At 50.6% G+C, this 18,408-nt stretch carries 19 protein-coding genes; 4 read left to right on the top strand and 15 right to left on the bottom strand.

Annotated elements, in window-relative coordinates; all coding sequences use genetic code 11:
- Nucleotides 1-2 precede the first annotated feature (2 nt).
- Entirely contained in the window at nucleotides 3-1,178 is a 1,176-nt protein-coding gene (locus P2G53_RS13465; protein WP_275818108.1) for a mandelate racemase/muconate lactonizing enzyme family protein, read from the top strand.
- A gap of 2 nt (nucleotides 1,179-1,180) precedes the next feature.
- Here P2G53_RS13465 and P2G53_RS13460 read toward each other — a convergent pair whose 3' ends face one another.
- From P2G53_RS13460 to rpoE, 14 genes are all read right to left on the bottom strand, one after another.
- Nucleotides 1,181-2,023, bottom strand: a complete 843-nt coding sequence (locus P2G53_RS13460) for an amidohydrolase family protein (protein ID WP_275818106.1) — start codon at nucleotides 2,021-2,023, stop codon at nucleotides 1,181-1,183.
- A 7-nt stretch (nucleotides 2,024-2,030) separates the two neighbouring features.
- Complete coding sequence (locus P2G53_RS13455; RefSeq protein WP_275818104.1) at nucleotides 2,031-2,762, bottom strand: SDR family oxidoreductase; 732 nt, start codon at nucleotides 2,760-2,762, stop codon at nucleotides 2,031-2,033.
- The gene (acpS, locus tag P2G53_RS13450; RefSeq protein ID WP_345799210.1) at nucleotides 2,759-3,139 is read right to left on the bottom strand and encodes a holo-ACP synthase; all 381 of its coding nucleotides are present in this window, start codon (nucleotides 3,137-3,139) and stop codon (nucleotides 2,759-2,761) included. The genes P2G53_RS13455 and acpS overlap by 4 nt, the downstream gene beginning before the upstream one ends.
- A gap of 8 nt (nucleotides 3,140-3,147) precedes the next feature.
- A complete protein-coding gene (pdxJ, locus tag P2G53_RS13445) occupies nucleotides 3,148-3,921 on the bottom strand; it encodes a pyridoxine 5'-phosphate synthase (protein ID WP_275818100.1) in 774 nt (257 codons plus the stop codon).
- A gap of 10 nt (nucleotides 3,922-3,931) precedes the next feature.
- Nucleotides 3,932-4,624 (bottom strand): DNA repair protein RecO, encoded by a 693-nt coding sequence (gene recO, locus P2G53_RS13440; RefSeq protein WP_275818098.1) that lies wholly within the window; start codon nucleotides 4,622-4,624, stop codon nucleotides 3,932-3,934.
- Nucleotides 4,624-5,559, bottom strand: a complete 936-nt coding sequence (gene era / locus P2G53_RS13435; RefSeq protein ID WP_275818096.1) for a GTPase Era — start codon at nucleotides 5,557-5,559, stop codon at nucleotides 4,624-4,626. The genes recO and era overlap by 1 nt, the downstream gene beginning before the upstream one ends.
- Nucleotides 5,559-6,242, bottom strand: coding sequence for a ribonuclease III (rnc, locus tag P2G53_RS13430; RefSeq protein WP_275818094.1), 684 nt, complete (start codon nucleotides 6,240-6,242; stop codon nucleotides 5,559-5,561). Before rnc ends, era begins: the two co-directional genes overlap by 1 nt.
- Nucleotides 6,239-6,631: a DUF4845 domain-containing protein gene (locus P2G53_RS13425; RefSeq protein WP_275818092.1), complete on the bottom strand. Its 393-nt coding sequence runs from the start codon at nucleotides 6,629-6,631 to the stop codon at nucleotides 6,239-6,241. The genes rnc and P2G53_RS13425 overlap by 4 nt, the downstream gene beginning before the upstream one ends.
- A gap of 11 nt (nucleotides 6,632-6,642) precedes the next feature.
- A complete protein-coding gene (gene lepB, locus P2G53_RS13420; RefSeq protein ID WP_275818090.1) occupies nucleotides 6,643-7,455 on the bottom strand; it encodes a signal peptidase I in 813 nt (270 codons plus the stop codon).
- A gap of 18 nt (nucleotides 7,456-7,473) precedes the next feature.
- Nucleotides 7,474-9,273: a translation elongation factor 4 gene (gene lepA / locus P2G53_RS13415; RefSeq protein ID WP_275818088.1), complete on the bottom strand. Its 1,800-nt coding sequence runs from the start codon at nucleotides 9,271-9,273 to the stop codon at nucleotides 7,474-7,476.
- 126 nt (nucleotides 9,274-9,399) lie between these two features.
- Complete coding sequence (locus P2G53_RS13410; protein ID WP_275818086.1) at nucleotides 9,400-10,797, bottom strand: DegQ family serine endoprotease; 1,398 nt, start codon at nucleotides 10,795-10,797, stop codon at nucleotides 9,400-9,402.
- 24 nt (nucleotides 10,798-10,821) lie between these two features.
- Nucleotides 10,822-11,262, bottom strand: coding sequence for a SoxR reducing system RseC family protein (locus P2G53_RS13405; protein ID WP_275818084.1), 441 nt, complete (start codon nucleotides 11,260-11,262; stop codon nucleotides 10,822-10,824).
- A 4-nt stretch (nucleotides 11,263-11,266) separates the two neighbouring features.
- Complete coding sequence (locus tag P2G53_RS13400; protein ID WP_275818082.1) at nucleotides 11,267-12,103, bottom strand: MucB/RseB C-terminal domain-containing protein; 837 nt, start codon at nucleotides 12,101-12,103, stop codon at nucleotides 11,267-11,269.
- Between the two features lie 26 nt (nucleotides 12,104-12,129).
- A complete protein-coding gene (gene rpoE, locus P2G53_RS13395; protein WP_275818080.1) occupies nucleotides 12,130-12,711 on the bottom strand; it encodes an RNA polymerase sigma factor RpoE in 582 nt (193 codons plus the stop codon).
- Nucleotides 12,712-12,923: 212 nt separating this feature from the next.
- On the opposite strand from rpoE, the gene nadB reads away from it, so the two are divergent.
- Complete coding sequence (gene nadB, locus P2G53_RS13390; RefSeq protein WP_275818078.1) at nucleotides 12,924-14,528, top strand: L-aspartate oxidase; 1,605 nt, start codon at nucleotides 12,924-12,926, stop codon at nucleotides 14,526-14,528.
- Between the two features lie 429 nt (nucleotides 14,529-14,957).
- On the opposite strand, the gene P2G53_RS13385 is transcribed toward nadB, so the two are convergent.
- The gene (locus P2G53_RS13385; RefSeq protein ID WP_275818076.1) at nucleotides 14,958-15,209 is read right to left on the bottom strand and encodes a succinate dehydrogenase assembly factor 2; all 252 of its coding nucleotides are present in this window, start codon (nucleotides 15,207-15,209) and stop codon (nucleotides 14,958-14,960) included.
- Between the two features lie 484 nt (nucleotides 15,210-15,693).
- On the opposite strand from P2G53_RS13385, the gene P2G53_RS13380 reads away from it, so the two are divergent.
- Both P2G53_RS13380 and P2G53_RS13375 read left to right on the top strand, forming a co-directional pair.
- On the top strand, nucleotides 15,694-17,031 hold the full coding sequence (locus tag P2G53_RS13380; RefSeq protein WP_275818074.1) for a hypothetical protein: 1,338 nt from the start codon (nucleotides 15,694-15,696) through the stop codon (nucleotides 17,029-17,031).
- Between the two features lie 336 nt (nucleotides 17,032-17,367).
- On the top strand, nucleotides 17,368-18,072 hold the full coding sequence (locus P2G53_RS13375) for a hypothetical protein (RefSeq protein WP_275818073.1): 705 nt from the start codon (nucleotides 17,368-17,370) through the stop codon (nucleotides 18,070-18,072).
- Nucleotides 18,073-18,408: the final 336 nt, after the last annotated feature.

Here is an 18,408-nt window from a genome sequence, read left to right as displayed (position 1 = left end):
CCATGAAAGTTACCCGCGTAGAAATATTTGATATCCATTGCCCTAAACGTCCGGTGTGGAACCCTGTTTTTGTCCGGATTCATACCGATGAAGGCATCTCCGGCGTTGGAGAAGCCGGTCTGGCCTACGACCTTGGCCACAGCGCTGCCGCACATATGATTAAAGAGTTTGCTGAAGAGATGCTAATAGGATTTAACCCCTTTCAGACGGAACTGCTCTGGAGCCGGATGCTGCGCGAGAGTTTTTGGGGCTTAGGCGGCGGACCGGTTATTTATTCAGCAATGAGCGCCATTGATACCGCGCTGTGGGATATCAAAGGTAAAGCATTGGGCCTGCCGGTCTATGAACTGCTCGGCGGCCGCGTTAATGGCGACCTGCGTACCTATGCCAGTCAGCTACAGTTTGACTGGGATGCCGAGGTAAACCGACTCAACCATCCGGCAGAGTTTGCCCGGGCCGCCGAAAAAGCGATGGCCGAAGGCTACGACGCCGTGAAGGTGGATCCCATCATGTATGACAAACATGGCGTAACCCACTTTGACCGTACCAAATTGTTTGGCCGGGAAGAGATGCGCCTGTTCCGCGACCGTATGGCAGCCATCCGTGATGTGGTGGGTGAAGATGTCGATATCATTTTTGAGTGTCACAGCCTGCCAGGTGCTTCAACCGCAATTCAGCTTGGCGAAATCGTGGAAGAGTTCCGCTGCATGTATTTTGAAGAACCGGTTAACTACCTTAACTCTGCGCTGCATAAACGCGTGGCCGATAAGGTGAATGTACCGATTGCTGGCGGTGAGCGACTGTATAACCGCTGGGGCGTGCGGCCTTATCTGGAAGACCAGAGCCTCGATGTGCTGCAACCGGATGTTGGCTTATGCGGCGGCCTCACTGAAACCAAAAAAGTATGTGACTATGCCGATATCTATGATGTGCGTATTCAAGCGCATGTTTGTGGAGGACCGGTGGCGACCATGGCTGCCCTGCATCTGGAAACGGCCATTCCGAACTTCCTGATCCATGAACACCATACCTATGCGATCAAGGACTGGAACCGCGAGCTGTGTTTGCAGGACCCACAACCGGTCAATGGTCAGTTCCGCTGCCCGGATGAGCCGGGTTTGGGCATTGAGTTGAATGATGAGGTGGTGAAACGTTCACCTCATATGGAAATCAAATAAGCCTAAAGCTCATCAAAACCATACACCTGCCAGGCGGTGTCAAAAAACAGCTCGGCAGGTAACAGCCCGCCCAGTTGCTCAGCATAACGTTGCCAAAGCTCAGCATAGGAGCACGACAGCTCACTCACCGGGAAATTGCTGGCCAGCATCAGACGCGAAACCGGCAGTGTTTCCAGCAGAAAAGCAATTACCGGAGAAATCGCCTGCATTGACCAGTCCGGCTGCTGCATCTCCCAGCCTGAACATTTAACGATGCAATTGGGGCGCTCTGCGAGTGCCTGAATAGCCGCACACCATTTTGGACACACAGCAGTCGCCAAACCGGCATGATTCAGGACAATGGTTAGTGTTGACCATCGATCAGCAAGCCACAACAGTGTCGTTAAGGCCTCTGAATACTGCAGATCAAGTTGCAGCTCCAGTATCAGGTTGTGCTCAACCAGAAAATCCAAATAGCCTGCCGTTCGCGGGTTTTTGAGCATGTTCAGCGCGTCATTGGCGACGATATTACGAATACCCACCAGACTGGTGTAATCAAGCTGTTGCTCAACAGTATGGACGAAATTATCTGAAGTCAGATCGGCATAACCGACACTACGAAACGGCAATTGGCAATGCTGCTCAAGCCAGGCAATTTCACGCCATGGCTGGCGATTATCAAAGCCAGCCTCAATATGGACAAACCCCGCCAGCTGCAAACCCGGGGGCAGTTGTAGATCTGATTCACCATAATCACGGACCAGAGCGCTTTTACCGTGCCAATAAGGGGGTTGATCAATATTAAGCCAGTGATAATCGCCCTGGCTCAGATTAAACAGATGCAGATGCGAGTCTATAATACGCATCGGTGCCTCACTGTGCGGTGTAGCCGCCATCGATCACCTGCAAACTGCCGGTAATAAAACGCGCGTCATCACTGACCAGAAAAGCCACCAATGCGGCAACCTCCTCCGGCTGACCGAGTCGGCCCAAGGGCTGGAGAGCAGCTTCTTCTGCATGAACCTGTTTGGGATCTGCACCACTTTTATCGCAGTATCGCTGAATCGCCTGATGATAGAGTGGTGTTTCAATGGTGCCCGGACAGACGGCGTTAGCCCGAATACCGTAACGGGCGTAATCCAGAGCGGTGGTTTTTGCCATGGAGGCCAGCGCTGCCTTGCTCATGTTGTAAGCAAAAGAGTTCTGCTTACCCACCAGCGCCTGGTCAGAGGACACCAGAACGACACTGCCACTCTGTTGCTGTCGCAGTAACGGTAAGGTGGCATGCAACAGGTGATAGGCACCTTTTATATTCACATCAATCAGCCGATCCAGCATCTCCGGACTGGTTTCTTCCAAGGTGGCGGACAGATGCACACCGGCATTGGCAATCACCGCATCAATCTGACCACACCGGGCCATAACGTCTGCAACCGAGGCATTAACCTGTTCTGCACTGGCCATATTGCAGGCAATATAATCGACAGCATCTACAGGCGGTTTCAGGTCGAGATTAAACACACGCCAGCCATTCTGGCGTAACCGCATTACCACGGCCTCACCAATCCCGGCTGAACCACCACTCACCACTGCAACCTGGGTCATTGATGCTCCTCTGATCTGCTTTCAGCAACCGCAAAGGCCAGAATATAGTCCTTTTCATCGGAGTAACTCAGATGAATCTGGCCAATGCCTTTTTGATCGGCCCAGACTTTGGCGCCCGCTTCTAACTGTACCAGCGGTCGACCCAGACCATCTTTTTCGATTTGAATATGCCGCCAGCTCACACCGTGCCCAATGCCACTGCCAAGCGCTTTGACGACGGCTTCTTTAGCGGCAAAACGCTTGGCCAGATAACGAGCTGGGTCTGCCGTCAGCTCAAATCCAGCCAGCTCAGTGGTCGTCAAAATACGGGCGGGCAGCTTGGGCGTGCGGGTTATCGCAAGGCCAATCCGCTCAATAGCCAGTATATCTGTGCCCACCCCCAGAATCATCGTATCAGTGCATCTCGTGCTGACTGAACACGCTGCTGCGTTTGTTCAAGCAACTGTTTCATTTCGCGGACCGCAGGCTGCAGGCCACACAGCACCGCACGTGCCACAATCGCATGCCCAATATTCAGTTCATTCATCTGGGGGATTTCCGCAATCGGTTCAACGTTATGATAATGCAGACCATGGCCGGCATTCACAACCAGACCAGCATCCCAGGCATGCTTAGCCGCCTGCTGAATACGTTTCAACTCAGCTAAACGAATAGCGGGATCTTCCGCCTCTGCATAGGCACCCGTATGCAATTCAATCACCGGTGCACCGCAGCGAACCGAGGCATCAATCTGGGCCTCATCCGGGTCAATAAACAACGATACCTCAATACCTGCTGACGCCAGACGCTCACAGGCGTCCCTGATCCGAGCTTCCTGTCCGACAATATCCAGACCACCCTCTGTGGTCAGCTCTTCCCGTTTTTCCGGCACCAGACAACAATGTGCCGGTTTAACATCCAGCGCAATCTGCAGCATCTCTTCGGTCACCGCCATTTCAAAATTCATTCGGGTCTGCAGGGTCTCTTTGAGCAGATAGATATCCCGATCCTGAATATGGCGTCGATCTTCACGCAGATGCACGGTAATACCATCAGCCCCGGCGTCTTCAGCCATTGCAGCCGCCTGAACAGGATCAGGATAACGGGTCCCTCTGGCCTGACGCAGTGTGGCGATATGATCTATGTTGACGCCTAACAGTAAACGATTTGGCTCTAACAAACTGGGCTCCTTACATTTTTTTAAACAGACTGCGGCTACGCAGTGGGGTTCCACCCAATTGGTGATCGATCGCCAAACGCATTAGACGTTTTGCTGCACGCTTAACGTCCGGCTCCGCATAATCATCTACCGCTATCGATTGTAGGTGCTGCCCCCAAAAGCAGGCCGGTTTATCCTGTTCGGCTGGATGGGTCGCCAACAAAAAACCCTGCTCAGGATGAAACTGATACAGCTGCGCTGCATCAAGAGTATCCAAAGCTGGCAGACACCCTAATTCATGCAGTAACCGATGCTCAAAGGTGCGCAAGCCCCCTTCCACATCCGATCCCGAAAGTAGCTCGTTCAACACATACTGATAATAGACATAGAGCCTGGGATGGGCATCAAACGGCTGCAGTAATCGCTGCAGCAGTTCATTCACATAGAGTGCACAGAGCAAGGCATTGCCTTGCAACAGCATCATGGTGCCCACGGCTTCAGCCTGCTGCAGGGTTTTCAGTTCCTGACGACCACGCCAGCGGATCTGAATCGGGACAAAGGGTTGTAAGATACTACGCAGGCGGGAACCCGGACGGCGTGCCCCCTGCACGACCGCCGACACACGTCCCTGTTCAAGGGTAAAGAAATCGACCAGCAGGCTGGTATCTCGGTAAGGGCGACTGTGCAGCACATATGCGGCATGCTGCTCAAATCGCTCCGCCATCAGTTATCGCTGTATCCCAGACTGCGCAGTGCACGCTCATCATCAGCCCAGCCACGACGGACTTTGACCCACAGATTAAGCATCACTTTAGACTCGAACATGCGCTCCATGTCCAGTCGCGCATCACGACCAATGGTTTTGATACGAGTGCCTTTGTCACCAATCACGATCCGCTTTTGACCATCTCGCTCAACCAGAATCAAAGCACTGATATGCAAAACACCATTTTCAGCGTACTTGTATTCTTCAATTTCGACAGTGGTGCCGTAAGGCACTTCATCACCGAGATTACGCATAAGCTTTTCGCGCACCATCTCAGCAGCCAAAAAACGTGAACTTTTATCGGTCAGCTGATCATCCGGAAAATGGTGGAAACCCTGCGGAATATGCGCCTTGATCAAGGCTTCCAACTGATCAATATTATGACCCTGCTTGGCAGACAGCGGTACCATCTCGGCAAAAGACATCCGCTTGGCATGGCTTTCCATAATAGGTAAGAGCGCGGCTTTATCTTTAAGCTGATCGACTTTATTTACCGCCAGAATGACAGGGCAGTGGGCGTGTTTAACCTTATCCAGGACCAGCTGATCTTCTTCGGTCCATGCGGTGCGATCCACCAGAAAAACGATCAAATCCACATCACGCAGCGCATCGGAGGCTGCTTTATTCATGTAGCGGTTCAGTGCTTTTTTACCATCATCTTTATGCAAACCAGGGGTATCCACATAGATAATCTGCAGATCACCTTCAGTTTTAATGCCCATGATCTGATGACGTGTGGTTTGCGGTTTACGTGAAGTAATACTCAGTTTTTGCCCCAGAATGTGATTCATCAGGGTCGACTTGCCGACGTTGGGACGGCCAACAATGGCAACAAAACCACAGCGCTGATCTGGGTTTTGCGGTTCTAACAGGTGCATTAAATCATCGGACATCAGGCTTTCTCTACCTCTAAAGCAATCAATGCCATACGTGCCGCTTCCTGCTCGGCTTTACGTCGGCTACTGCCCTCACCCCGGGCGGGTGTATCAAGCCCTGATACACGGCATGCAATATAAAAAGTCTGGTCATGCGGATCACCATGGACCTTCTCTAGGTCATATTCAGGCAGATCCAACCTGCGAGACTGCAAAAACTCCTGCAACCGCGTTTTTGGATCCTTCAGTGTAACCTTGAGATCGAGCTTTTCCAGACGACTACCTAACTGCGCCAGAATAAACTGCCGGGCGGTATCCAAATCACTGTCAAGATAGATCGCGCCAATCAGCGCCTCTACGGCATCCGCCAGAATTGAGTCCCGACGGTAACCACCGCTTTTTAATTCACCACTGCCAAGACGAAGATAATCACCCAATTCCAGCTCACGACCGACCTCTGACAGGGTCACGCCTTTAACCAGTTTAGCGCGCAGACGACTCAGCTCACCTTCGCGAGCTGACGGAAAATGATGAAACAACGCTTCAGCGATGACAAAATTAAGAATGGAATCACCCAGAAACTCTAAACGCTCATTATTTTGCTTACCACAACTACGGTGGCTGAGCGCGAGTTCACACAGCGACTCGTCTTTAAAGGTATAACCGATCCGACGGATCAGTCCGGCAACAGGTTTGATCAAGGCAGTTTAGCTTGTACGGTTTCGTCAAATTTAACCAGGGCATCCACGTTGTAGTAGATGGGGATCTGGTCCTGATACTTTACTTTAAAAATGATAAAGCCCTGATCACGGGTAATGGTCAGCCAGTCTTCTTTCTCTTCGCCCCTGAATTTATAGATCGAATTGATAGTCAATCTACGATTGACTAAACCACGAATCTGCCGGTTACTCTGCACAATCTGATCCTTGTTCTGCAGCACCTCATTCAGAATACCCATGATGACACGATGATCGGTATAGGATGGATAAAGCTTCATGGCCACACTGAAAATACCCGCACCCAAACCAATCATCAGGATGATCAGCAGAATAGAGGCACCAGATTGCATTCCAGGGTTCTTAACGTTCATCTCAGAGTCCTTCATTGAATCAAACGTGAATCACTAAACTGAGGAATGCTGAAGAAGGTCGGCCAGTGCATCCAGACTGCGAATGCTTTGCCCACCAGTAACTCATCAGGCACAAACCCCCAGTAACGGCTGTCGTTACTGTTATCCCTGTTATCACCCATCATGAAATAGTGACCGGCAGGAACAACCCATTCGTTATTAAGTGCAGGACGCGGCAGATCATTAAATATCTGATGGTCCACCCCATCCAGTACTTCTTCAAATACCATGCGCTGCGGTCGGCTCGGCGGTAATTGTGCCAGCAACGTTTTGTCCTGTTCTACACCGTTAATATACAGAGTTTTATCCTGATACCGCACAGTATCGCCCGGCAGACCCACGACACGCTTAATGTAATTTATCGCAGGTTGTTTTGGATACTTGAATACGACAACATCGCCACGCTCAGGTACATGTACGGATACAAATTTGGTGTTGAGGACCGGCAAACGCAAACCATAGTGAAACTTGTTAACCAGAATAAAATCACCCACTTTCAGGGTCGGCAACATTGAGCCAGAGGGGATCTGAAACGGCTCTACTAAAAAAGAACGGAGCAGCAATACCAGCAGCAATACCGGAAACACTGATCGACCCGTATCAATCCAGCCTGACTCCCGATTCAATTCAGCCAGAGCCTGCGTTGGCAGTTCCCCACCCGCCTGTATCTGTGCGGCCTTTACCCGCGCGCTGCGTTTTGGTGCCAGCAGGACCCGGTCATAGAGCCAGATCAAGCCAGACAGAAAGGTCAGTACAACAAGAATCAGCGCGAAATCAAAATCCATTCAGAATACCTATCCCTATCAGCTATCCACTTTGAGTATGGCCAAGAAAGCATCCTGCGGGATTTCCACACTGCCCACCTGCTTCATGCGTTTCTTACCCTCTTTCTGTTTCTGCAGCAGTTTTTTCTTACGGCTGACATCACCGCCATAACACTTTGCCAATACGTTTTTACGCAGCGCTTTTACAGTGGTACGGGCAATAATTTTACCGCCAAGTGCTGCCTGAATGGCCACATCGAACATCTGACGAGGAATCACCTCTTTCATCTTTTCACATAACTGGCGGCCCCGATACTGGGCATTATCACGATGTAAAATGACCGCCAAAGCATCCACCTTATCACCGTTGATCAAAATATCCATCCGCACCAATTTGGCGGGCTCAAAACGGATGAAGTTGTACTCCAGCGAGGCATATCCACGACTGACCGATTTCAGGCGGTCAAAAAAGTCCAGCACCACTTCAGCCATCGGCAGTTCGTAGGTTACCTGAACCTGCTTACCGACATAGTGCATCTGTTTCTGCACACCACGTTTTTCAACACACAGACCGATAACCTGGCCAAGGTAGTCCTGCGGCACCAGAATATTTGCTTGGACGATCGGTTCTCGCATCTCCTTGATGCTAGCCGGGTCGGGCAATTTGGATGGGCTGTCGATGTGAACAACATCACCATTATTCAGTTCCAGCTCGTAGACAACGGTGGGTGCCGTGGTGATCAGATCCAGATTATATTCACGTTCCAGTCGCTCCTGAATGATCTCCATATGCAGCATCCCGAGGAAACCGCAACGGAAACCAAAGCCCAGCGCATCAGACGTTTCAGGCTCGAAATAAAGTGATGCATCATTCAGGGTTAGCTTATCCAGTGCTTCTCGAAAATCCTGATAATCATCCGCACTGGTTGGGAACAGACCGGAATAGACTTGCGGTTGCACCCGCTGAAAACCAGGCAAGCTATCAACGTCAGGTGTTTTCTGATGCGTCAGGGTATCCCCCACCGGCGCACCATGAATATCCTTAACGCCCGCCACGACAAAACCCACTTCACCGGCTTTAAGTTCGGTACGTTCTGTTCTTTTTGGCGAAAAGATACCAAGTGATTCGACCTGATGGCTGATTCCAGTGGATTTCACCAGAATCTTATCTTTTTTGCGCAAGGTCCCATGTTTGACCCGTACTAATGAGACTACGCCCAGATAGGGGTCAAACCAGGAATCAATAATAAGCGCCTGCAGCGGGGCAGATACATCACCTTCGGGTGCAGGAATCTTGCGAATTAACTGCTCCATGACATCTTCAACACCCATACCGCTTTTAGCGGAGCAAGGCACTGCTTCAGTCGCATCGATCCCGATTACCTCTTCAATTTCGATTCTGACGCGATCCGGATCAGCTTGCGGCAGATCCATCTTGTTCAGGATCGGGACCACTTCCAGCCCCTGCTCAATTGCGGTGTAGCAGTTGGCGACCGATTGCGCTTCAACACCCTGAGCCGCATCCACTACCAGCAACGCACCTTCACAGGCTGCCAGTGAGCGGGAGACCTCGTAAGAGAAATCGACATGTCCCGGGGTATCGATGAAATTCAGCTGATAGGTATTCCCATCTTTAGAGGTGTAGTTAAGCGTTACACTCTGAGCTTTAATGGTAATGCCACGCTCACGCTCCAGCTCCATGGAGTCAAGCACCTGCGCAGCCATTTCCCGATCACTCAGACCACCACACATCTGAATAAAGCGATCCGCCAGCGTGGACTTACCGTGGTCAATGTGGGCAATAATTGAAAAGTTACGAATATGATCGAGGTTACTCACGTGTTGCGTTTCCAATACCTAGAGCGGAAATAAAGGCGGCAAGTTTACCGTAAATACCGTAAACCGGCTATTAGCAGCTCACAGAAAAGGGGGCAAAGGCCCCCTTACTTACAAAATAAATATCCGTTAATCATCCAGTTTTAAAGGAATAAACATTGGGCTTCCCCGGCGAACAATTCGCAGCGGTACAGCGCGGTCATCGGGCAAGCCGGAAACGACTTTCTCGAACTCAGTCACAGAGCTGACAGATTCTCCATTCAGCATGGTGATCACATCACCCACCATCAGCCCTGCCTGAGCAGCAGGTCCGGGCATTACCTGACGTACCACTACTCCAGAAGCAACCTGCCATTTGGAACGACGTTCGTCATCCAGTTCTGCCACATCAATTTTCAGACGATTACTGCCGCCCGTCACATCAGGGACCGACGCTTTAGCTAATTGCTGCTGATCGGGCAAGGCGCCAATTTCAACCTGGATGGCCTGTTTTTTACCACCACGAACAATGTTCAAAGATGCCGTATAACCAGGCTTTACACGACCCACATAGTGCGGCAGATCCGCTGAGTGGACCACTTCACGTCCGTCAAAACTCAAAATAATATCACCCTCTTCAAGGCCCGCTTTCTGGGCCGGACTATCGGGCAATACCTTAGCAACCAGCGCACCGGAAGGCTTCTCAAGACCGAAGGACTCAGCCAGATCACGGTTCACTTCCTGGATGATCACACCCAGCCATCCTCGCGTAACAAAACCTTTATCTTTAATCTGGTTAGCCACTTCCATAGCAACATCAATGGGAATCGCGAATGACAACCCCATGAAACCACCTGAGCGCGTGTAGATTTGCGAATTAATACCTACCACTTCACCTGCCAGATTAAACAGGGGACCGCCAGAATTGCCCGGATTAATTGCCACGTCGGTTTGAATGAAGGGCACGTATGTTTCATTCGCCAGCGCACGCTGTTTGGCACTGACTATGCCCGCGGTGACACTATGATCAAAACCAAAGGGGGAACCAATCGCGAGAACCCACTCGCCGACTTCAAGCTCAGAAGATTTACCCAGCTTCACTACAGGCAGATCCACCGCATCGATTTTAAGCACCGCAATATCTGACCGTTCATCACTCCCCACCACCTGGGCTTCGAGTTCCCGCCGGTCTGACAGGCGAACAGTCACCTTCTCAGCATCTGCTACCACATGATGATTGGTCAGCAGATAACCATCCGATGAGATAATAAAGCCTGACCCCAGAGACTGTGGCGTTTTATGGCGAGGCGGCTGTACCCCATCCGGAAATTTGAAGAAATGTTTAAAAATATCGGGAAGCTCTTCGCCGTTCGGGCCTCGAAATATCTGGGCAGCCTGATCCTCGTTTTCCTTTTGCACAGTGCTGATATTAACCACAGCCGGTGACGCTTCTTTAACCAGCGTTTTAAAATCGGGTAATTCTGCCGCCCCTACGGGCAAAACTGTTAAAACAAGGAAAGCACAGACAAGGGAAAACACGCGCTTCATAAAGCAATTCACCTGTTCAAATAGTTATTGCACAAGAATCTTGGTCAGAACCGGCTGGAACTTGCTGGAACGAAACAGTAGCTGACTGATCGCCCTTACGAGCCCAAAACCGATCACCAGACCTACGAGTGATATTGTGACAACCCACCCTTCCGGCCAGCTCAACTGATGAGCCACAACAGCAAAGAGCATTAATGTCAGCAAGGGGATCAGATATGTAACAAGAGTTGCCTTCAATAAAGACCCCTCCTCAACACCTACCATTACCGCATCATCGACCTGCACGATGAGTTGCGACGGATTCAGAACATTGAAAATAAAAGCCTTTTGACCGGAAGCCTGAACCAGCAGTTTTTGACCACAGCCGCTTTTCGCTGCACAAGCAGCACAAGCGCTCGTCTTGCTGGTTTCAACCCAGATCCCCGTAGAATCGACCCCGACTACACGGCCTCGTTCTTCGATCATAAATTTACTCTACGGGATGAACCGATGTCGCAATACGCTCAGCAATCATCAGCGGAACATCACCGACCACGGTGACAAAATGATCACCTACACGCTTACCGACAGCCACAACATTATCTGTCTGGCTGACACCCGGAGGTGCTGATTGATGATCAATATCTTCAATACACACTGTGAAGGCGTTGCGGCCATTGCTGTAAACCAATAGTTCAGCATGCGGAATTACATTACGGCGCATGGGAACATAACCTTCAGGCAACCAACCTGCGCTCCACTGAGGCTCTTTGGGTGCCAGCATCTGCTGATGCTGTTCAATGTAACGATCCATGCCCTGCGGCAGACGAATAATATCGGGTTCCTGAATTTGCTCAGACAGCGTGCGACCCTCGCCATATTGAGCTCTGACAATACCATCGGCAACAGGGGCAGACGGTAGAGTAAAAGTCGGTCTTGAATCAGCCAGGGGAGCTGTTTGAGGCACCGTATCTGTTTGGTAAGTTTGGGCACCAAAGATCACTGCTGCTGTTACGGAAGCAGCAACAGCCATACTGGCAAACGGCTTCCAGAAAGACCCGGATGCATCAGAATTATCGACAGAGTGATCCCCTTTGATTTGATGAGCAGGTTCACTCTCAAGCAGTTTCAGCACAGCCCCGCTGATGTCCATAGAAGGTGATGAGACCTTCTCGGCCAGCAAACCAGAACGCGCAACATGATAGCGCTGCCAAGTTAAACCCAGCTCTGGTTCATCCTCCATGCGTTGCAAAAGACGCCGCATTTCAAACTCACCCAGCTCACCATCCATTAAGGCGGAGAGAGATTCGCCGGACTGTTCAGACATACGCATTACCTCTGAATTCTATTTTATCAACTGGCCAGTAATGGCCGGATTTCTTTATCAATCGACTCACGTGCACGAAATATACGCGACCTGACAGTACCTACTGGACAGTCCATGATACTGGCGATGTCCTCGTAACTCAGGCCTTCAAATTCTCTGAGCGTCAATGCAACACGTAAATCTTCAGGCAGACGATCAAGTGTTCGTTTGATCACCTGCTCTAATTCATCCCGATACAGACGATTTTCTGGGGTTTCAATGTCTTTAAGATCACTGTCACCCTCAAAATACTGGGCATCGTCCACATCTACATCAGCGGGTTTTCGCCCTCTGGCAACCAGGTGGTTTTTAGCTGTATTAATGGCTATACGATACAGCCAGGTGTAAAACGCACTGTCACCTCGAAACCGCGGAATTGCACGGTATGCCTTAATAAACGTTTCCTGCGCCACATCCATAGCTTCGTGGGAGTCGTATATATACCGACCAATCAATCCCACTATCTTGTGCTGGTATTTCTTTACCAGCAAATCAAAGGCACGCTTGTCACCGGCTTTAACCCGGTCAACCAATTGTTGGTCGATCACTGCCTGATTTTCGTTTGACACTCAAAATTCCTTAATACCGACTTCTCAGAGTGGGACAGCGCCGGTATGACATTAACCCACGGCTGCAGTATCGCTGTTAGATAAACCAATGATCAACCCTACTGAGCATCAGGACACTGTTAAGAACATGAGACATGTTTGAAGTTCCACTCTGTATAAAAAAAAACTTACAATAGATACCTCGCGATACAGCCTCAGGAAATAGCAGTTCTATGGCCACCCACCACTACTATGATGCGCTTATTATTGGCAGCGGTGCTGCTGGCCTCAGCATGGCATTGCACCTGGCGCCCAACGCCCGGGTTGCAGTGCTCAGCAAACGAGAGCTGACAAGTGGCTCCACCTGGCTCGCACAGGGCGGTATTGCTGCCGTGTTGGACACAACCGATACCACTCAGGCTCACATTCAGGACACCATGATCGCCGGTGGCCACCTGAGCCATAAGGATGCCGTGGAATTTACTGTCAATAACGGCAAAGCCAATATCGAATGGCTGATTCAGCAGGGTGTTTCATTCACCCAGCAAAGTGCAGACGACTATCATCTTACGCAGGAAGGTGGACACTCACATCGACGTATCATCCATTCAGCTGACGCAACGGGACGCGCACTGCAGGAAACGTTGATCGAAAAAGCCAAGGCGTCTCCCAACATCGATCTGTTTGAGTTTCATATCGCAGTCGACCTGATTACAAGACGCAAGTTGCGACTACCTCACAACCGCTGTATTGGCGCCTATGTGCTTAACGAATCCACTGGGCATGTAGAGGTATTTCAGGCGCGCAATGTGATTCTCGCGACCGGCGGCGCATCCAAAGCGTACCTTTATACCAGTAACTCTGATGGTGCCACCGGTGACGGCATTGCCATGGCCTGGCGTGCGGGCTGCCGTGTCGGCAACATGGAATTCAATCAGTTCCACCCCACCTGTCTCTATCATCCTCAGGCCAAATCTTTCCTGATTTCTGAGGCCGTCAGGGGTGAAGGCGGTAAACTGTTACTGCCTGATGGATCTCAATTCATGCATCTCTTTGATGCCAGAGCCGAGCTCGCCCCCCGCGACATCGTTGCCCGAGCCATAGACCACGAAATGAAACGACTCGGCTGCGATTGTGTTTATCTGGATATCTCGCACCGTTCAGAGCCATTCATCAAGGAGCATTTCCCGACTATCTATCAACGGTGTCTAGAGCTTGGTATTAATATCGCCAAAGAACCGATACCTGTTGTACCGGCCGCACATTACACTTGCGGCGGCGTAGTGACAGACCTGCACGGCAAAACCGACATTGACGGTCTGTATGCCATTGGAGAAACCTCTTTTACCGGCCTTCACGGCGCTAACCGTCTTGCCAGCAACTCACTGTTAGAGTGCCTGGTATATGCCCGGTCAGCTTCCGATGACCTATTGCAGTCCCTTGCAAATCCACTTGATTCTGCCCTGATACCTGACTGGGATGAGTCTCAGGTCACCGATTCAGATGAAGATGTTGTGATCGCGCATAACTGGGATGAGATCCGACGATTCATGTGGGACTATGTGGGCATTGTACGCACAACAAAACGCTTACAGCGGGCCAAGCACCGTATTGAACTGCTCCAGCAGGAGATTGCCGAATACTACAGTAACTACAAAATCAGCAACGACCTGCTAGAACTGCGTAACCTGGCGGTTGTAGCAGAATTGATTATTCGCTCAGCCATGCAAAGACAGGAAAGCCGCGGTTTACACTATACCCTCGACTACCCCGACGAAAATCCCGAAGCGCTGGACACAATACTGATGCCGGATAATTTCTCCTGGCGAGGGCGCTAGACAACAGGTGCCTCAATTGTGGCGTGGTTTGCAAGAGCCTTGAGGCGCCGAAAACCATCAGTTGAGCAACTATCTCTAAAGATAAACAGCACTCTGGGCCAACGTTGTCCAGTGATTGTCACATTTAGAATTACAAGAAAAGACAACACCATTTTCGCCTTCAGGCGACTGACAACCAGTACCTTCCCATTGAGACACCTCAACTTAAGGCTTTTGGAGTCCGGTAACCACTGCAGCCCGCGCACTGATGTTTGCGCGGACAGAAGGACATCCCGTTTCCATAACGGGTAGGCCCAAAAGATCAACAGGATGCAGAAGACAGTTCGCAGAACAATCGATAGATCTATCAAGCTTAACGCATACAGCGCACACGAATGCGTAATGACCACCCAAATTGCAAACTGTCTTGATGAGTTTAGGATCAGGAGATCAAGGCTGAACACGGTCAAGAATGATCCGTACAATGCGCTTTAAATCCGGATCAGAAGGCTCTTCACGCTCCATGAGCCAGACGAATAAATCCTGATCTTCACACGCCAGCAACTGCACGAAGGCATCCTGATCATCTTTATTCAGATCACGAAACGCCTCATTCACAAAGGGAACAAATAGAACATCCAACTCCAGCATACCCCGGCGACTCTGCCAGGCTAAACGTCGAATATCTTCATCTGAATACATAACACGCCCTCATACCGCAAAAAATATCCTTCTGGCCAAATTCGTGGATCCATAACACTGTCACATCCAGACACGGCCGGTGTTGGAGAAGCACTATAAACCAAGGCCTGAATCGCTGCAGTAAGAAACATTCGATAGAAACCACGAAAGTTTATAAGCGAACCAAAAACAGCGTAATTTGCAACATAAAATTTTATTCCGACAAAACCGAGCCATAAACGCAACAAACGCATTTAAATAAGCCCAAAACAACAAAACAGCAGTACCAAAGTAGTATTTAAAAAAGCCTGAATTAATTAAAAATGACCGAAAGCTTTATTAAAATTTTACTTAAATTTATGTATAACTGTTCTTAGCTTGCCGCTTGCTTTTACAAGAAGCCTCACGGTACTGCAAAAGAGAGTGAGCAATCAGCTCACATCAAGGACTGAAGAAAAGTCTAAAAAACAAAATAACAGGATACGCAGACAAGGATCTCCTCATTATGAAATTTAACCCTAACTTCAAACCTCTTGCTCTGGCAGCCCTGATGGCAGCAGCGACGGCTGCAAACGCTGACGAAGCAATCCTCGACGTGGCACTGGACGCTTCCGCTGGCGCTACAGGCCCACTGGTTGCAGCAAGTGTAGATGTAACTGCAACAGGTTCCGTTGTTGTAGAAACACCTACTCTGCCAGCTGCTGGTGAGGTGGTAACCGAAACGCTGGCAACCGTAACCGACCTGACTGGCGGTTTACCATTGCCGGGTGACGCCCTGGGTACTGTAACAGGTGTCGTTGGCACCGCTACAGGATTGGCTGGCGGTGTTGTTGATACTGCAACAGGTCTCGTTAGCGGCCTGCCAGTTGTTGGCGACCTGCTGGGCGATGTAACCGGCGTGGTTGGTGATCCGCTGGGCACCGTGACTGGCGTCGTTGGCGACCCAACAGGTGCTGTAACCGGTCTGGTCGGCGAACTGCCACTGGTGGGCGGTGTTGTTGATACCGCAACTGGCCTGGTAGGCGGTCTGCCGGTTGTTGGCGATCTGCTGGGCGATGTAACTGGCGTGGTTGGTGATCCGCTGGGCACCGTAACGGGTGTAGTCGGCGATCCAACAGGCACCGTAACCGGCTTGGTTGGCGAACTGCCACTGGTGGGCGGTGTTGTTGATACCGCAGCTGGCCTGGTAGGCGGTCTGCCGGTTGTTGGCGATCTGCTGGGTGATGTAACCGGCGTGGTTGGTGATCCGCTGGGTACCGTAACTGGCGTAGTTGGCGATCCAACAGGCACCGTAACCGACCTGGTTGGCGACCTGCCACTGGTTGGCGGTGTTGTTGAAACAGCTACCGGTCTGGTTGGCGGCTTGCCAGTTGTTGGCGATCTGCTGGGTGATGTAACCGGCGTGGTCGGTGATCCTCTGGGTACCGTGTCTGGTGTTGTTGGCGATCCAACAGGCGCTGTAACCGGTTTGGTTGGCGACCTGCCACTGGTTGGCGGTATTGCTGATACAGCTACAGGCCTGGTTGGCGCACTGACCGACAATGCTGGCCTGTTGCTAGACGACACTTTGGGCACCGTGGGTAGCCTGCTGAGTGATGACGGTATGCTAGGCGATGGCTCTTTGACCATCATCCCTGACGCAAGTGAAACCCTCGCACCTGTGACCGGCCTGACTGAAGGTCTTACCGATGACTTGCCACTGGATGCACTTCCTGTAGACCTCGCATTGGTAGACGGCGTTGTTGGCACCGCCACTGGCCTGGTTGATGGGGTGCTCGGTACTGCTACTGGATTGGTTGGGAGTACACTGGACACATCTACAGGCCTGCTTGGCGGTCTGTAAGACAAAAAAGACACACTTCCCTTTTAAGTGGCTCAATAGAGCCACTTTTTTTTGCTTAAAAAATCCTCTATCAGCCCAAGGAAATCACTGAGCCTGCACAGCAGAAATAGCTAACATATTGAAATATTTTAGTTTTTATACAAAGAACAAGACTAAAGTAGCATTTAAACAAATGCCATTTACGCAAAAACTAGATATGCTTTTTAATAAAATTTTATTTTAATTTAAAGCATATGACTAGCCAGTGATAGATGGAGAACACTGGTCATAGAGCCTTGAGCTGACACATGTCACTCAACTAAAACCTCTTACAAAACATAAAGGTTGATAAGCAAAATGAAAAAGCCTTACTTGAAAATGCTAGCCCTCACAACGCTGATTGCTGCAGGATCAGCAAATGCAACACTGACTGACTTACCTGTTGATCTGTCATTGGTTGATAGCCTGACTTCCGATCTGCCACTGGAACTGGGTGCTGTAGACGGCGTTATCGGCACCGCCACTGGTCTGGTTGGCGGTTTAACCAGCGATCTGCCTGTTGATCTGTCTCTGGTAGACGGCGTTGTTGGTACTGCTACTGGCCTGGTCGGCGGACTGACCAGCGATCTGCCTGTTGACCTGTCTCTGGTAGATGGCGTTGTGGGCACCGCTACTGGTTTGGTCGGCGGACTGACCAGCGATCTGCCTGTTGACCTGTCTCTGGTAGACGGGGTTGTTGGTACTGCTACTGGTCTGGTAGGCGGTCTGACCAGTGATATGCCTGTTGATTTGTCACTGGTTGGCGGTGTAGTGGACACTGCCACAGACGTGGTAGAAGGTGTCCTCAATACGGCTACTGGCCTGGTTGACGGTTTGACAACTGACCTGCCTTTGGATCTTTCTGTACTGGATGGCGTCGATCTTGCGGGTGATGGACTTGTAAGCAGCCCGCTGGGCGATCTGCCGGTGGACCTTTCTCTGGTAGACGGTGTTGTTGGCACGGCAACTGGCCTGGTTGATGAAACCCTGACTACTGTTACTGGCCTTGTTGGCACTTTGTAAATTTTGACATTGCATCAAAAGGGCTGGTTAATCAGCCCTTTTTTTATTCCCAAATACACCCTATCCGACTGCAATGGTGATGACTTACGACCTGGCAAGTCCTTACCCACTCAGCACGTTGTGCTTGGGACCGTCATCGCAAGTCCGACGTTTACCTCTGCCTGCTCATTATCGGAATACTTGGGACTCCCCATGTTCTTGCGCTGTCTCACCGGCAATAAAAAAGCCCCCTGCACAGCGTGCAGAGGGCTTATTTTATTAGGTGCTTGGCGATGACCTACTCTCACATGGGGAAGCCCCACACTACCATCGGCGATGTTGCGTTTCACGTCTGAG

Source organism: Neptuniibacter sp. CAU 1671 (assembly GCF_029222905.1).
Taxonomy (GTDB): Bacteria; Pseudomonadota; Gammaproteobacteria; order Pseudomonadales; family Balneatricaceae; genus Neptuniibacter.
This window is presented reverse-complemented; position numbering and strand designations above follow the sequence as displayed.

Excerpts from the sequence above, each read along its gene's own strand:
- P2G53_RS13465 (WP_275818108.1), top strand. The coding sequence starts at position 3 with ATGAAAGTTACCCGCGTAGAAATATTTGATATCCATTGCCCTAAACGT.
- P2G53_RS13460 (WP_275818106.1), bottom strand. The coding sequence starts at position 2,023 with ATGCGTATTATAGACTCGCATCTGCATCTGTTTAATCTGAGCCAGGGC.
- P2G53_RS13455 (WP_275818104.1), bottom strand. The coding sequence starts at position 2,762 with ATGACCCAGGTTGCAGTGGTGAGTGGTGGTTCAGCCGGGATTGGTGAG.
- recO (WP_275818098.1), bottom strand. The coding sequence starts at position 4,624 with ATGGCGGAGCGATTTGAGCAGCATGCCGCATATGTGCTGCACAGTCGC.
- era (WP_275818096.1), bottom strand. The coding sequence starts at position 5,559 with ATGTCCGATGATTTAATGCACCTGTTAGAACCGCAAAACCCAGATCAG.
- P2G53_RS13425 (WP_275818092.1), bottom strand. The coding sequence starts at position 6,631 with ATGAACGTTAAGAACCCTGGAATGCAATCTGGTGCCTCTATTCTGCTG.
- lepB (WP_275818090.1), bottom strand. The coding sequence starts at position 7,455 with ATGGATTTTGATTTCGCGCTGATTCTTGTTGTACTGACCTTTCTGTCT.
- P2G53_RS13410 (WP_275818086.1), bottom strand. The coding sequence starts at position 10,797 with ATGAAGCGCGTGTTTTCCCTTGTCTGTGCTTTCCTTGTTTTAACAGTT.
- P2G53_RS13405 (WP_275818084.1), bottom strand. The coding sequence starts at position 11,262 with ATGATCGAAGAACGAGGCCGTGTAGTCGGGGTCGATTCTACGGGGATC.
- P2G53_RS13400 (WP_275818082.1), bottom strand. The coding sequence starts at position 12,103 with ATGTCTGAACAGTCCGGCGAATCTCTCTCCGCCTTAATGGATGGTGAG.
- nadB (WP_275818078.1), top strand. The coding sequence starts at position 12,924 with ATGGCCACCCACCACTACTATGATGCGCTTATTATTGGCAGCGGTGCT.
- P2G53_RS13385 (WP_275818076.1), bottom strand. The coding sequence starts at position 15,209 with ATGTATTCAGATGAAGATATTCGACGTTTAGCCTGGCAGAGTCGCCGG.
- P2G53_RS13380 (WP_275818074.1), top strand. The coding sequence starts at position 15,694 with ATGAAATTTAACCCTAACTTCAAACCTCTTGCTCTGGCAGCCCTGATG.
- P2G53_RS13375 (WP_275818073.1), top strand. The coding sequence starts at position 17,368 with ATGAAAAAGCCTTACTTGAAAATGCTAGCCCTCACAACGCTGATTGCT.